Source organism: Aeromonas oralensis (assembly GCF_049665575.1).
GTDB lineage: Bacteria > Pseudomonadota > Gammaproteobacteria > Enterobacterales > Aeromonadaceae > Aeromonas > Aeromonas hydrophila.
This window is the reverse complement of sequence record NZ_CP187186.1, coordinates 3,603,230-3,617,959: the sequence shown is the minus strand read 5'-3', so window position 1 is coordinate 3,617,959 and position 14,730 is coordinate 3,603,230. Positions and strand designations below refer to the sequence as shown.

Annotated in this window: 11 protein-coding genes; 3 read left to right on the top strand and 8 right to left on the bottom strand. The window is 62.1% G+C overall.

The features are described 5' to 3' along the window. Positions 1–14 precede the first annotated feature (14 nt). The 4 genes from ACPDZI_RS16705 to ACPDZI_RS16690 all read right to left on the bottom strand — a co-directional run bounded on the left by ACPDZI_RS16705 (position 15) and on the right by ACPDZI_RS16690 (position 5,378). Entirely contained in the window at positions 15–977 is a 963-nt protein-coding gene (locus ACPDZI_RS16705) for an IS1595 family transposase (RefSeq protein WP_438833501.1), read from the bottom strand. Positions 978–1,079: 102 nt separating this feature from the next. Then, complete coding sequence (locus tag ACPDZI_RS16700; protein ID WP_130631798.1) at positions 1,080–1,886, bottom strand: phosphoadenylyl-sulfate reductase; 807 nt, start codon at positions 1,884–1,886, stop codon at positions 1,080–1,082. Beyond that, positions 1,876–3,588, bottom strand: a complete 1,713-nt coding sequence (cysI, locus tag ACPDZI_RS16695; RefSeq protein ID WP_438833500.1) for an assimilatory sulfite reductase (NADPH) hemoprotein subunit — start codon at positions 3,586–3,588, stop codon at positions 1,876–1,878. The genes ACPDZI_RS16700 and cysI overlap by 11 nt, the downstream gene beginning before the upstream one ends. Continuing rightward, entirely contained in the window at positions 3,588–5,378 is a 1,791-nt protein-coding gene (locus tag ACPDZI_RS16690) for an assimilatory sulfite reductase (NADPH) flavoprotein subunit (protein WP_438834589.1), read from the bottom strand. Before ACPDZI_RS16690 ends, cysI begins: the two co-directional genes overlap by 1 nt. A 198-nt stretch (positions 5,379–5,576) precedes the next feature. On the opposite strand from ACPDZI_RS16690, the gene ACPDZI_RS16685 reads away from it, so the two are divergent. Then, positions 5,577–6,380: a PhzF family phenazine biosynthesis protein gene (locus ACPDZI_RS16685; protein ID WP_438833499.1), complete on the top strand. Its 804-nt coding sequence runs from the start codon at positions 5,577–5,579 to the stop codon at positions 6,378–6,380. A gap of 134 nt (positions 6,381–6,514) precedes the next feature. Here the strand turns inward: ACPDZI_RS16685 and lysS are convergent, their stop codons facing one another. Next, on the bottom strand, positions 6,515–8,050 hold the full coding sequence (gene lysS / locus ACPDZI_RS16680; protein WP_438833498.1) for a lysine--tRNA ligase: 1,536 nt from the start codon (positions 8,048–8,050) through the stop codon (positions 6,515–6,517). A gap of 24 nt (positions 8,051–8,074) precedes the next feature. After that, positions 8,075–9,173 (bottom strand): peptide chain release factor 2 gene (gene prfB, locus ACPDZI_RS16675; RefSeq protein ID WP_102988103.1). Its coding sequence is split into 2 segments (ribosomal slippage): positions 8,075–9,097 and positions 9,099–9,173, totalling 1,098 coding nucleotides; the frame shifts between segments, so codons are not numbered across the junction. A gap of 253 nt (positions 9,174–9,426) precedes the next feature. Here prfB and ACPDZI_RS16670 point away from each other — a divergent pair. Continuing rightward, entirely contained in the window at positions 9,427–11,298 is a 1,872-nt protein-coding gene (locus tag ACPDZI_RS16670; RefSeq protein WP_011707132.1) for a methyl-accepting chemotaxis protein, read from the top strand. A gap of 185 nt (positions 11,299–11,483) precedes the next feature. On the opposite strand, the gene gltS is transcribed toward ACPDZI_RS16670, so the two are convergent. Continuing rightward, entirely contained in the window at positions 11,484–12,683 is a 1,200-nt protein-coding gene (gene gltS / locus ACPDZI_RS16665) for a sodium/glutamate symporter (RefSeq protein ID WP_016351764.1), read from the bottom strand. A 514-nt stretch (positions 12,684–13,197) separates the two neighbouring features. Between gltS and ansA the strand changes: the two genes are divergently transcribed. Then, the gene (gene ansA / locus ACPDZI_RS16660; protein WP_011707130.1) at positions 13,198–14,205 is read left to right on the top strand and encodes an asparaginase; all 1,008 of its coding nucleotides are present in this window, start codon (positions 13,198–13,200) and stop codon (positions 14,203–14,205) included. A 218-nt stretch (positions 14,206–14,423) separates the two neighbouring features. Here the strand turns inward: ansA and ACPDZI_RS16655 are convergent, their stop codons facing one another. Further along, positions 14,424–14,717 (bottom strand): YeaC family protein, encoded by a 294-nt coding sequence (locus ACPDZI_RS16655; protein ID WP_011707127.1) that lies wholly within the window; start codon positions 14,715–14,717, stop codon positions 14,424–14,426. Between the last annotated feature and the right edge of the window lie 13 nt (positions 14,718–14,730).

Here is a 14,730-nt window from a genome sequence, read left to right as displayed (position 1 = left end):
GGCGTTTTTTATGGCTATGTCCCAATTACGTGTTGCATGGGGCGCCCCAGCGCCTCATGCAAGCAACATGAGATATTCACTTCCCGCCCATAGCGCTCCAACATCCTTCGCCAACCCAGATAATTCCTCAGATAGTGGGTCGCGACCCCATGGAACCGTTCCATCCACTCCTTCAATCGCCTGTGGTACCCGTTCACATGTTGGATGTGATATGCACCTACCACTCGCTCTCCCGCACGGTTGTGCACCACTTGGTGGGTCATGCCCTGCGACTTGCTGAAACTGGCATACACCCCAGCGCCATCGCTGCACAGGACGGCATCCGGGGCGATAAGCGGCTCAAGCACCGCCTTAACTGCCCTGGCATTCAGCTGCTTCAACTGGAAGTCAGCCAGGTGACCTGCTCTGTCTTGCACCACCATCACCGGGATGTAATCCGGCCCTGTGCCTCGGGTACAGCCTTTGCCTCCACGATGGCGGGCCGGGCGGGGCAATCCGCGCTGTCCTTTGAACGACGCTAAGAAGAAGGTCTCATCGACCTCGACGATACCCTCTTCCCGTACTGCCTGGTGGCTAGCCATGGCCTTCAGGAAGCGGTGGCGCCATAAAAAGGCGGTGTTTTTACCGACCCCACAGCGGAGCGCCGCCTGCCGGACGGTCAGACCTTCGATGAGGGCCTGAGCATAGTCTTCCCAGCATTGTGGCTTGCGAAGTCGGGCGAGAGGCGTGTTGGTGAGAACGGAACTGGTGCGCAAACACTGCTTGCAGCGATAACGGCGCAGCCCGCGAGACCAGCCCCAGGGAGCCAACTGTGTGGCCTCGGCCTGACAGTGAGGGCAGCATTGGCATGCGGGCAGTTGAGTGGCCAACGAGGTGATGGGGTGAGGGGTGGTGAGTTCATGTTGCGCGAGACGACGCTGACGCAAAGTGAGTAATGGGAAGAGGGACAGTAGGTGTTGAAAGGCTTGGGTATCCATGGTGGAGGCCCTCAAGGTGATGACCTACTTCAAGATTAGCCTTTCAACACATAACTGGGACAGAGCCTTTTTTATGGGCGCCGTGCGGGCGGGCCTTCTGGCTCAGATGCCGGAGCCGTCGTTCTCGCCGTTCTCCTCGTGCAGGCCGCACTCGCGCTTGAGGCCGAAGAAGCGGGTCTGCTCCTCGCTCATGCCGGGCTCCCACTTGGTAGTGGTGTGCACGTCGCCCACCGACAGGTAGCCCTGCTCCCACAGCGGGTGGTAGGGGAGGTCGAACTCTTTGAAGTAGTAGAAGACGTCCTTGTTGCTCCAGTCGATCACCGGCAGGAACTTGAAGCGGCCGCGCTGGATGGCCAGCACCGGCAACTTGCCCCGGCTGCCTGATTGCTCCCGGCGCAGGCCCGAGAACCAGGTGCGTGCGCCCAGCTCGTTCAGGGCGCGGTCCATCGGCTCCACCTTGTTGAGCTGGTTGTAGCGGGTGATCCCCTCCACTCCCTGCTCCCACAGGAGGCCGAAGCGGGCCTCCTGCCAGGCCGGAGTGAGCTCGGCCCGGTAGATTTTGAGGTTGAGGGCGAGCCGCTCGGTCAGCTCGTCGATGAAGCGGTAGGTCTCGGGGAAGAGATAACCGGTATCGGTCAGCACCACCGGCACATCGGCCCGCTCGCGGCTCACCAGGTGCAGCATCAGTGCCGCCTGGATGCCGAAGCTCGATGACAGCACATGCTCCCCCGGCAGGTTGGCCAGGGCCCAGCGCACCCGCTCGGGGGCGCTGATGGCATCGAGAGCCCGATTGATAGGGGCCAGTGCCTCGACCTGCTCCTCGCGACTCAAGGCCAGCAGGGCGTCGAGGTCGAGCCGGCCGTCGGCGGTACGCGCCAGCCGCTCTGTATCGGTCTGATCAGGCTGCATAGAAGTCCCTCGCAGAGTCGATGACCGGGGCTATGATGCCGGCGCGAATGACAAAATCGCCGAAGCACTCGCCAGTGTTGCGATCCTTGGCCCAGCGACCGATCAGGGCATCCAGCTCGGCCAGGATCTGCGGCTCTGTGATGTTCTCCAGGTGCAGGCGCGGGATGCGGGTCCCCTCGAGGTTGCCCCCTAGGTGCAGGTTGTAGCGACCCGGCGCCTTGCCCACCAGACCCACTTCCGCCAGCATGGCGCGGCCGCAGCCGTTGGGGCAGCCGGTGACCCGGAAGATGATGGCGTCATCGGCCAGACCGTGTTTGGCCAGCAGCCCTTCAAGGTCGGTGACGAAGGCCGGCAGCATGCGTTCTGCCTCGGCCATCGCCAGCGGGCAGGTGGGCAGGGCCACGCAGGCCATGGACTGCTTGCGCTGTTCGCTCACGCCGTCATCCAGCAGGCCGTACTGGCGTGCCAGCCCTTCGATACGGGCCTTCTCGCCGGCAGGCACGCCTGCGATGATCAGGTTCTGGTTGGCGGTGAGGCGAAAATCCCCCTGATGCACCTTGGCGATCTCCAGCATGCCGGTCTTGAGGGGCTTGCCCGGGAAGTCCAGCAGGCGGCCGTTCTCGATAAACAGGGTCAGGTGGTGCTTGCCGTCGATCCCCTCTACCCAACCGAAGCGATCGCCACGGCTGGTGAACTCATAAGGGCGTACCGGTCCGAACTGGATGCCGGCGCGGCTCTCCACCTCGGCCTTGAAGGCTTCGACGCCGACGCGCTCGAGGGTGTACTTGGTCTTGGCGTTCTTGCGGTTGACCCGGTTGCCCCAGTCGCGCTGGGTGCTGACCACGGCGGCCGCCACTTCCAGCACGTGGGAGAGTGGCACGAAGCCGAAATCACTCGCCTTGCGCGGGTAGGTGCTGGTGTCGCCGTGGGTCATGGCCAGACCCCCGCCCACCAGCACGTTGAAGCCCACCAGCTTGCCGTGATCGGCAATGGCCACGAAGTTGAGATCGTTGGCGTGGATGTCCACGTCGTTGTGAGGCGGGATCACCACAGTGGTTTTGAACTTGCGCGGCAGGTAGTTGGAACCCAGGATCGGCTCTTCGTCACCCCCCAGCTTCTCGCCGTCCAGCCAGATCTCCACGTAGGCGCGGGTCTTGGGCAGCAGGTGCTCGGAGATCTTCTTGGCCCACTCGTAGGCCTCCTGATGCAGCTCGGACTCCACCGGGTTGCTGGTGCAGAGCACGTTGCGGTTCACGTCGCCGGCGGTGGCTATGCTGTCGATGCCGGTGCTGTTGAGGGTCTGGTGCATCAGCTTGATGTCGCGCTTCAATACCCCGTGAAACTGGAAGGTCTGGCGGGTGGTCAGGCGGATGCTGCCGTACAGGCTGTGATCCTCGGCGAACTTGTCGATCACCTGCCACTGGGCCGGGGTGATGATGCCGCCGGGCAGGCGGGCGCGCAGCATGACGTTGTGCAGTGGCTCCAGCTTCTGGGCGGTGCGCTCCGGGCGGATGTCGCGGTCATCCTGCTGGTACATGCCGTGAAAGCGGATCAGCTGGAAGTTGTCGCCGTTGAAGCCACCGGTGAGCGGGTCTGTGAGATCTTGCGCTATGGTGCCGCGCAGATGATCGCTCTCGCGTTTCAGACGTTCGTTGTCGGCCAGCGGTCCTTCCACCGGCCCTGGAATCAGTTGCTTGCTCATCAATAGACATCCCTTTGATAACGTTTGGCACGACGCAATTCGCTCAAATACTCTTCTGCTTCCTCACGGCTCTTGTGGCCATGTTCCGCAATCACATCCAGCAGGGCTTCCTGCACATCTTTCGCCATCTGGTTGGCATCGCCGCACACATAGAAGTGAGCGCCTGCTTCCAGCCACTGATAGAGCTCCTGGCCCGCTTCCCGCAGGCGGTGCTGTACGTAGACCTTCTCGGCCTGATCCCGGCTGAAGGCCAGCGAGATCTTGCTGAGCAGCCCGCTCTTCACATAGCGCTGCCACTCCACCTGATAGAGGAAGTCCTGGGTGAAGTGCGGGTTGCCGAAGAACAGCCAGTTCTTGCCCTCGGCCCCCTGGGCCTCGCGCTCCTGCAGGAAGGCGCGAAACGGTGCTATGCCGGTACCCGGGCCCACCATGATGACGGGGGTGTCGGGGGTTGGCGGCAGGCGGAAGTTGTCGTTGTGCTCGACGAATACCCGCACTTCGGCATCTTCGGCCAGCCGGTCCGCCAGGTAGGAGGAGGCGGCGCCGCTGCGCACAGTGCCATCTTCCTGCGGGTAGCGCACCACGCCGACGGTCAGGTGCACCTCCTCTTCCACCTCGCTCTGGCTGGAGGCGATGGAGTAGAGGCGCGGGGTGAGCGGGCGCAGCAGGCCCAGCAGCTGTTCGGCTGTGAGCGCGGTCGGGAAGCGTTTCAGTACATCCACTACCTGGGCAGAGGCCACCAGAGCATTGACCTGGGCCTTGTCGCCGGCCAGATCTTTCAGTGCCACGTTGGCCGAGTTCTCGGCAAGACCGGTGATAAAGCCGCCGTGCAAGCGGGTCAGCTCCAGCTCGCGGCTGAGCACTTCGCGCAGGCTGCCGCGGGCGGTGGCCTCGTCGCCGGAGAGACCGGCCAGCGCCAGCACCTCGTTTACCAGTGCGGGGTCGTTGTCAAACCAGATGCCGAGGGCATCGCCCGGCTGGTAGCGGATGCCGGACTCTTCAAGGCTGATCTCGATGTGGCGGATATCCTTGGTCGAGTCGCGACCGGTGATCTTCTGATTGACCGAGAGTCTGGCCGGGAAGGGGTTCTCCTTGCTGTACTGGCTGTGGCCGACCGCCTGTTGTACCGCGCTGGCCACGCTGCTGCCGGCAGGACCGGCGGAGAGGGTGGCGGCGATGGCATTGAGCGCCTGTTCACCCCACGCCTTGGCGGCATCCTGATAATCCACGTCCAGGCTGGCGAGCTCATGCACCCGATCGGCGCCAGCCTTGGTCAGCAGGCTGTCAAAGTCCTTGCCGGTCTGGCAGAAGAATTCATAGGAGCTGTCACCCAGCCCCAGCACGGCGAACTTGAGCCCTTCCAGCTTGCCGACCTTGCCCTTCTTGAGCTGCTCGAACAGATCGACTGCGCTCTCCGGCGGTTCACCCTCCCCGTAAGTGCTCACTACCACCAGCAGGTGGGTCTCTTTCTTGAGCTGCTTGGGTTTGTAGTCCGCCATGGAGGTGAGGGTCACCGGCAGACCGCGCGCCTCGGCCTGCGCCTTGATGGCGCTGGCCACGCCCTTGGCGTTGCCGGTCTGGGAGCCGTAGAGAATGGTCAGATTGCCGCTGGTGGCAGTGGTTGCTGCGCCGGTCAAGGCCGGCTGGCTGCCCGCCTGGGAGAGACCGTAGAGATAACCGCTCACCCAGGCCAGTTGCTGGGTGTTGAGGGTCGATAGCGCCTGGCTCAGCTGTCGCTGCTGCTCGTCGGAGAGGGGAGTCAGGTTGGTCAGGGAGTCCTTCAATTGCATCACACACGTCTTCCATGGTCTGATTTTTGGTCAGGTTAAGGGGTGTGATGGATAACAACAAAGAATAAAAATGTCTTTTTTATTCTATTACTGCATTAAAAAGGCGATGGAGAGGGTCGCAAAGTGACTCAGGTCGACAGGACTCTCATGGTATAAAGGGCGATGAATGAACCCGTATTACCCACACAGGAAGCGTGAATGTCGACCATCAGCTTGTTTCATGTCAATGCCTTCAGCAGGAAGCCCTTTGGCGGCAACCCGGCGGTGGTGGTGCTGGGGCCGAGCCAGCCGGATGCCACCCTGCTGGCCATGGCGGCCGAGTTCAACCTGTCGGAGACCGCCTTTCTGGTGCCCCTTGGCCATGCCCGCTATCAGCTGCGCTGGTTTACCCCAGAGCTGGAAGTGGATCTCTGCGGCCACGGTACCCTGGCGGCGGCCCACGTGCTGTGGCAGACGGGAGCGGTGGCCGGGGATGAGGTCATCCACTTCGAGACCCGCAGCGGCGAGCTGCTGGCCCGGCGTGAAGGGGAGTGGATCTGGCTCGATTTCCCGCACATTGCTCCGGTGCCGCTCGTTCTGGATCCGGCCTATGCGGCTGCGGTCGGTTGCCAGCCGCTGCAAACCCTGGCGGCTGGCGCCAAGTTCTTGCTGGCGCTGGCCAGCGAGGAGGAGGTTCGTGCGCTTAGCCCAGATTTTCACGCTCTGCGTGCGCTGCCCGGTCGCGGCCTGATGGTGACGGCGCCCTCGCGCGATCCGGACCATGACTTTGTCTCTCGCTACTTCGCCCCCTGGGTCGGGGTTGAGGAAGATCCGGTGACCGGCTCCAACCACTGTGCCCTGGTGCCCTTCTGGGCCGAGCGGCTCGGCAAACGGCAGCTGCGGGCCCGTCAGATCTCGGCAAGGGGTGGTGAGCTGCGGCTAGAACTGCAGGAGAATAGGGTGCTGATGGCCGGTGAGGCCGTCACCTTGTGGCAGGGGTCGTGGCAGTTGCCAGTGGCCTGATAAACGGCAAGCTGGCGGTGTATTGAAGGTTCGCCACCGGTTTGTGTCCGCCATAAAAAAACGCCCCGCGGTTGCGGGGCGTTTTGATTGTCATGGACGGCAGCTGTACTGCTGCGGCCCTGTTTCTTCGGCTCTTACTTTTGTGGACGCAGAGCCGGGAACAGGATGACGTCGCGGATGGTGTGGCTGTTGGTGAACAGCATCACCAGACGGTCGATACCGATGCCCTGACCGGCAGTCGGCGGCAGACCGTGTTCCAGTGCGGTCACGAAGTCGGCGTCGTAGAACATGGCTTCGTCATCGCCTGCGGCTTTCTGGTCAACTTGAGCCTGGAAGCGCTCGGCCTGATCTTCTGCATCGTTCAGCTCGGAGAAGCCGTTGGCCAGCTCGCGGCCGCCGATGAAGAATTCGAAGCGGTCGGTGACGTCCGGGTTCTGGTCGTTGCGACGGGCCAGCGGAGAAACGGCGGCCGGGTACTCGGTGATGAAGGTCGGTTGCAGCAGCATGTGTTCCACGGTCTCTTCGAAGATCGCGGTGATCACGTGGCCCAGTTCCCAGCTCTTCATCAGCTCGATGTGCAGGCGCTTGGCGACGGCGGTGGCCTTCTCCAGGGTCGCCAGATCGTCACGGGTCACATCCGGGTTGTACTTCAGGATGGAGTCAACCATGGAGAGGCGCTGGAACGGCTGACCGAAATCGATGGTCAGACCCTCTTCGCCCTCTTTGGCGTAACGGATCTTGGTGTCGCCCAGGATGTCCTGCGCCAGGGTGCGCAGCATCTCTTCGGTGAGATCCATCAGATCGATGTAGTCGGCGTAGGCCATATAGAACTCGAGCATGGTGAACTCGGGGTTATGGCGAACGGAGATACCTTCGTTACGGAAGTTGCGGTTGATCTCGTACACACGCTCGAAACCACCGACCACCAGACGCTTCAGATAGAGTTCCGGAGCGATACGCAGGTACATGTCGATGTCCAGCGCATTGTGGTGGGTGATGAACGGACGGGCAGAGGCGCCACCCGGGATGACCTGCATCATGGGGGTTTCCACTTCCATGAAGCGCTTGTCGTTCAGGAACTTGCGGATACCGGCCACGACCTTGGTACGGGTCACGAAGGTCTTGCGGGACTCTTCGTTGGCGATCAGATCCAGGTAACGCTGACGGCAGCGGGCTTCCTGGTCGGTCAGACCTTTGTGCTTCTCGGGCAGCGGGCGCAGGGCCTTGGTCAGCAGGCGAATGTCGGAGACATGAACGGAGAGTTCGCCTGTGTTGGTGCGGAACAGGGTACCTTCGACACCCACGATGTCGCCCAGATCCCACCTCTTGAACTGCTCGTTGTAGAAGCCTTCCGGCAGGTCGTCACGGGTGACGTAGACCTGGATCTTGCCAGCCATGTCCTGCAGGGTGGCGAAAGATGCCTTGCCCATGATCCGGCGGGTCATGATGCGACCGGCAATCTTCACCCGTTTACCCAGTGCGGCCAGCTCGTCGGCGCTCTTGTCACCAAACTCGGCGTGCAGATCGCCGGAGAGGCTGTCACGACGGAAGTCGTTGGGGAAGGGGTTGCCCTGGGCGCGCAAGGCGGCCAGCTTGGAACGACGCTCCTGCATCTCGTTGTTCAGATCGAGAGTTTGGTCGACTTCCGGAGTAGTGGTTTGTTCAGACATGGTGATTCCTGCTGTTCTGTTTTTTTACAGGCCTGATTTCAGGCTAGCTTCGATAAACTTGTCCAAGTCGCCGTCGAGTACCGCCTGGGTGTTGCGGGTTTCGACGCCGGTACGTAGATCCTTGATGCGCGCATCATCCAGCACATAGGAACGGATCTGGCTGCCCCAGCCGATATCGGACTTGGTCTCTTCGAGGGCTTGCTTCTCGGCATTCTGCTTCTGAATTTCCAGCTCGTAGAGCTTGGCCTTCAGCTGCTTCATACACTGATCTTTGTTTTTGTGCTGGGAACGATCGTTCTGGCACTGTACCACGACCCCAGTAGGAATGTGGGTAATACGTACCGCGGATTCGGTCCGGTTGACGTGCTGACCACCGGCGCCGGAGGCACGGTAGACGTCGATACGCAGGTCAGCCGGGTTGATCTCGATGTCGATGTCATCGTCGATCTCGGGGTAGACGAACACCGAGCAGAACGAGGTGTGGCGACGGCCACCGGAATCGAACGGGGATTTGCGCACCAGGCGGTGCACGCCGGTCTCGGTACGCAGCCAGCCGAAGGCATACTCACCGGTGAACTTGATGGTGGCGGACTTGATGCCGGCCACGTCGCCTTCGGAGCATTCGATGAGCTCGGGCTTGTAGCCGTGGGCATCGCCCCAGCGCAGGTACATGCGCAGGACCATGTTGGCCCAATCTTGCGCTTCGGTACCACCGGAGCCGGACTGGATGTCGATGTAGCAGTCGGAGGAATCGTGCTGACCGGAGAACATGCGGCGGAACTCGAGATCCACCAGCTTGGTTTCCAGCACGTCGGCTTCGGCCACGGCTTCGTTGAAGGTGTCTTCGTCTTCACCTTCCACGGCCAGCTCGACCAGCATGGCCACGTCGTCAGCGCCTTGGGTCAGGGTATCGATGGTGCCGACCACGTTTTCCAGCGCCACGCGCTCCTTGCCCAGCGCCTGTGCGCGCTCGGGTTCATTCCAGACGTCCGGCTGTTCCAGCTCGGCGTTGACCTCTTCTAGACGCTCTTTCTTGGCGTCATAGTCAAAGGTACCCCCTAAGCAGCTCGGTCCTCTCAGACAGCTCCTTAAGCTTGTTTAATACAGGATTGACTTCAAACATCGTGAAAACTCTCGGGGTCGATGTGATTTAAAAACGGGATATTCTAGCCAATTGTGGAAGGAATAAACAGGGTCGGCTGTCCTTGTGCGTGCCTCGTAGTCAATTTCTGGTGCAGTTTTCCCCAACTCGGTGGAAAATATCGCCCGCCGGCCCATTTTCCGGTTCAGTTTTATGCCGACGGGTCGTTAATAACTACGCAGTGCTGTGCACTTTTTGGGAAATCCTGTTCCTGACCTCATAAGAAGAACGCATGATGAAAAACCTATCACTCAAGCAGAAGATACTGTTGTCGGTGGTGATCGCCCTGTCGCTGGTGATCCTGCTGCTCTCCTGGCAGAGCTATACCAGCCAGAAGTCCCTGTTGCTGCAAGGCAGTCAGGAACAGGTACAACGCCTCGGCAGCCAGCAGGCCGCCAGTGTCAGTGACTGGCTCGCGGCCCGTCGCGACGTCATTCAGGCGCTCGGCAACAAGGCCGGTGCCGAACCCCTCAACGCCCTGCAACAGGCACAAGTCTCCGGCCGCTTCCAGCTCACCTATTTTGGCGAGAGCGGCGGCAAGATGAACGACTCCGATCCCTCCATCAATCGTGACGGTTACGATCCCCGCTCCCGTGGCTGGTATCAGGAAGCGATGAGCAAGGGCGGCCTGATCGTGACCAAACCCTATCTGGATGTGGCCTACAACATCATGGTGGTGACCCTGGCCCAGCCGGCTCAGGGCGGCGTGGTCGGCGGCGACCTCTCCATCGCCTCGCTGGTGGAAGACGTCACCAAGATGAAGCTGCCGGCCGATGGTTTTGCCATCATGATGCACAAGGATGGCACCGTCATCGCCTACAAGGACGCCGCCAAGGCGATGAAGCCGGCCACCGAGATCGACAACGATCTGACCAATGCCCTGATCGAGCAGAGCAAGACCAGCAACAGCCTGGTGCCGGCCTACTTCGACAACGAAGGGCGCGACAAGCTGCTGTGGGCGGTGGACATCCCCGATACCGACTGGGAACTGGTGCTGGTACTGGACAAGGAGACCCTGGAGGCGCCGCTCTCTTCCCTGCTGATGACCCAGCTCGGCCTGGCCCTGCTGGTGCTGGTGGGCAGCATCCTCGCCATCTCCTGGCTGGTCAGCATGTTGCTCGGCCCGCTCAGCAAGGTCTCCCAGGCCCTGGCGCGCATCGCCGACGGTAACGGCGATCTGACCCAGCGCATCAAGATCGACACCAACGACGAAGTGGGTCAGCTGGCCAACAGCTTCAACCGCTTCGTCGGCAGCCAGCACCAGCTGATCGGCAATATCCGCAAGCTGGCCAACGAGTTGAATGCCGATGCCGAGCGCAGTCTGGTGACCAACCAGGCCGCCGTGGACGAGCTGCAGCGCCAGCAGCAGGAGGTGACCATGGTCGCCACCGCCGTCACCGAGATGGCGAGCGCGACCATGGAGATCGCCGGCAACGCCGAGAACACCGCCGCTGCGGCCCAGCAGTCCGCCCAGAGCAGTGAGCAGGGCAAGATGCTGGTGAACCAGACCCGTCAGTCCATCAACGGTCTGGCCGAGGAAGTGGGGCAGGCGACCGAGGTGATCGGCGAGCTGAGCCGCCACGCCCAGGCCATCTCCGGCATCCTCTCCACCATTCAGGGCATCGCCGAGCAGACCAACCTGCTGGCTCTGAACGCCGCCATCGAAGCGGCCCGCGCCGGTGAACAGGGTCGCGGTTTCGCGGTGGTGGCGGACGAGGTGCGGGTGCTGTCGCGCCGTACCCAGGACTCCACCCAGGAGATCCAGTCCACCATCGAGACCCTGCAGCAGACCACGGCCCGTGCGGTGAGCCTGATGCAGACCAGCCAGGGGCTGGCGGACAACAGCGTGAAAGACGCCGATGCCGCTGCCGCTGCGCTCGAAGAGATCACCCAGGCGGTGTCGCTCATCTCCGACATGGCGGGTCAGATCGCCACCGCCGCCGAGGAGCAGACCCAGGTGACCGGCGAGATCACCCAGAACACCACCGCCATCAAGGACGTGAGTGACGAGATCACCGCCGCCGCCATGCGAGATCTGGATCAGGCCGAGAGCCTCAAGGGCCGGGCCACCGACCTGAACCAGCAGGTCTCGACCTTTATCCTGTAAGTTCTGACACGCGGCGAGCACGGCCGTCATGACAAAGCCCCGCCCTCTGCCGAGCGCGGGGCTTTTTGTTTATGCGTCTCGCAGCGGGCTGCTATGAAGGGTGGGGCGTTGCGCCGCTGGCGAGCAGAAATGGCAGAGCCCACCAATGGGTGGGCTCTGTTCATAGACGTCTGACGGGAAAGGAATTACAGGAAGGGCAGTGCCAGGAACAGCTTGATCACCATGGCGTTGATGATGTCGATGAAGAAGGCGCCGACCATGGGCACCACCAGAAACGCCAGGTGGGAGGGGCCGAAGCGCTGGGTGATGGCCTGCATGTTGGCAATGGCGGTGGGGGTGGCCCCCAGACCAAAGCCACAGTGGCCTGCCGCCAGCACGGCTGCATCGTAGTTGCTGCCCATCACCCGGAAGGTGACGAAGATGGCGTAGAGCGCCATGGCCACGGTCTGGGCCGCCAGCAGAACGAAGATGGGCAGCGCCAGGTTGGCCAGATCCCACAGTCGCAGGCTCATCAGCGCCATCGCCAGGAACAGCGACAGGCTGACGTTGCCGAGCAGGGAGACTTCGCGGTCGCTCACCTCATGCCAGTTCAGCAGGGTCAGCACGTTGCGCAGCAGCACGCCGACGAACAGCACGCAGACGAACACCGGCAGCTCGAAGGCACCGCCCTTGAGGTAGGCGGAGAGCATCTCGCCCCCTTTCAGGCTGATGGCGATCAGCGCCAGGGTCTCGATCAGGCTGAAGGTGGTGAGCGGCCGCTCCATGTCCGGCATCTCGAAGCCTTGCGGCGCGTCATCCCGGTTGTGCTCCTCGCCGGGTACCTTCACCTTTTTCACCAGATAGCGGGCGACCGGGCCACCGATGAGGCCGCCCAGCACCAGACCGAAGGTGGCACAGGCGATGGCCAGTTCGGCGGCGGATTGCACCCCGTATTTCTCGGTGAAGGTGGCACCCCAGGCCGCCCCGGTGCCGTGGCCGCCAGAGAGGGTGATGGAGCCGGCCAGCAGCCCCATGTGGGGATCCAGACCGAGCAGGGTCGCCAGACCTACGCCCAGGCTGTTTTGCACCAGCAGCAGACCGGTGACCACCAGCAGGAAGGTGAGCACCGCCTTGCCGCCGCGCTTGAGGCTGGCGAGATCGGCGGAGAGACCGATGGAGGCGAAGAACGCCAGCATCAGCGGGGTTTGCAGGCTGGTATCGAACTGCAGCTCCATCTGCAGGGTGGAGCGCAGCAGCAGCAGCACCAGGGCGACCACCAGGCCGCCGGCAACCGGCTTGGGGATGTTGAAGGTTCGCAGCAGCCCGACTCGGGTCACCAGCAAACGACCGAGCAGCAACACCAGGGTGGCTGCGACCAGGGTGGCGTAGGAATCAAGTTGTAGCATTCAGTACTCCCATGTTGATTGGCTGTGTCTTTCGTTGATGCAGACTCACAGATTCAGCCGGGATAAAAACAGTGTGGCTCAGGTGCCAACAAAGAAGGGGCAACATGCCCCCGCCCCACGTAAAAATGGGGCCGGTGCGGGCCTGAACGGTTCAGGCTTCCAGATGAGATTTATGAAAAATCGAGCGGATAGTAGCAAAAAGCACCACTTATATCCACATTTGTCAGATAAATGTTCACTCTTGATGTATCTCGTGACATTTAACACTATTGGGTTAGTCGCCGTTTAATACCGGCTGCAGACCATTTTCCGGCTGTCATTTGGGGCGCCAGTCCCTATAATTCGGCGGTTTTTGGCCCGCCGGACGACACTGGTGGGATGTGAGCTGGCTGCCCGGCGCGCTATCATGGGCGGGCTTTCGGCCCATGGCGAACGCGGCGGGCAGTCGATGCCGCCGTTTCGCCCCGGCTTAGCCACGATTCGCGGGTGTTGTGCCCATCAAAGAGGAGAGGGTGTGAAGAAGTCCATCTACATCGCCTACACAGGCGGCACCATAGGGATGCAGCGGTCCGACCACGGTTATGTGCCGATGGCGGGCTTTATGGAAGACTGTCTGGCGCGGATGCCCGAGTTCCATCGTCCCGAGATGCCGGATTACCATATTCACGAATATGCGCCCCTCATCGACTCCTCCGACATGACGCCGGCGGATTGGCAGCGCATCGCCGAGGATATTAAAGGCAACTACGACAAGTACGACGGTTTCGTCATTCTGCACGGCACCGACACCATGTCGTTTACCGCTTCGGCGCTCTCCTTCATGCTCGAAGATCTGCACAAGCCGGTCATCATCACCGGCTCCCAGATCCCGCTCGCCGAGCTGCGCTCCGACGGTCAGCAGAACCTGCTCAATGCCCTCTACATCGCGGCCAACTACCCGATCCACGAGGTGACGCTGTTCTTCAACAACCAGCTCTACCGCGGCAACCGCAGCAAGAAGGTGCACGCCGACGGCTTCCACGCCTTCGATTCGCCCAACTACCCGCCGCTGCTCAACGCCGGCATTGCCATCTCGCTGGAAGCGGGCGAGCTGGGCGTGCCGTCCGAGCGGCCGCTGGTGCTGCACGACATCACCCCCCAGCCCATCGGCGTGGTGACCCTCTATCCGGGCATCTCGGCCGAGGTGATCGCCAACATCCTGCAGCAGCCGGTGCGGGCGCTGATCCTGCTCTCCTTCGGGGTGGGCAATGCGCCGCAGAATCCGGCCATGCTGGCGCTGCTCTCCGAGGCGTCGGCCCGCGGCGTCATCATCGTCAACCTGAGCCAGTGTCTGCACGGCAAGGTCAACATGGGGGGCTATGCCACCGGCAATGCGCTGTCGCGGGCCGGGGTCATCTCGGGCTTCGACATGACCGCCGAGGCGGCGCTCACCAAGCTGCACTTCCTGCTGAGCCAGGATCTGCCGGCGCCGCGCATCCGCGAGCTGATGCAGCAGTCGCTGCGCGGGGAGCTGACCCCCTGACTGGTTTCCCCCTAACCCTAACCCTCTCCCAGTGGGAGAGGGGATAGATCGAGGTGGCGAGGTTTGCCATGAAGATCGCCAGCAGGTGGCCCGCTTACTGTTCGCAGCTGCGAGTCTGCTCCCCTGGCGGGAGAAGGGCCGGGGATGAGGGGATATGTCAGGAAAAGAGAGGGGAGCCATATTGGCTCCCCTCTTTCGTTGTGGCGGGTGGGTCAGGCTCAGTGGTTGAGGTCGACCCGCACTATCTCTTCTTCGTCGCGATACTGACGCTTGAGCTCGCTCTTGCTCTTCATCACGATCTCGCCGTCACGGCCGATGTTCATGTGCTCGGGGTTGTCGAGGTGCATCGCCTGCCAGGCCATCACGGCCTGCAGGGAAGTGGCCTTCTGCTCGTCGGTGAGCGGCTTGCCGTCCGGCCACTTGCCGAGCTCGACCGCCGTCTTGAGGCGCTCGTACACCTCTGCGGGCATCTGCCTGATTGCTTGCAAAAACTCACCTTGTTGAAACGACATCCGGCCTTCTCCT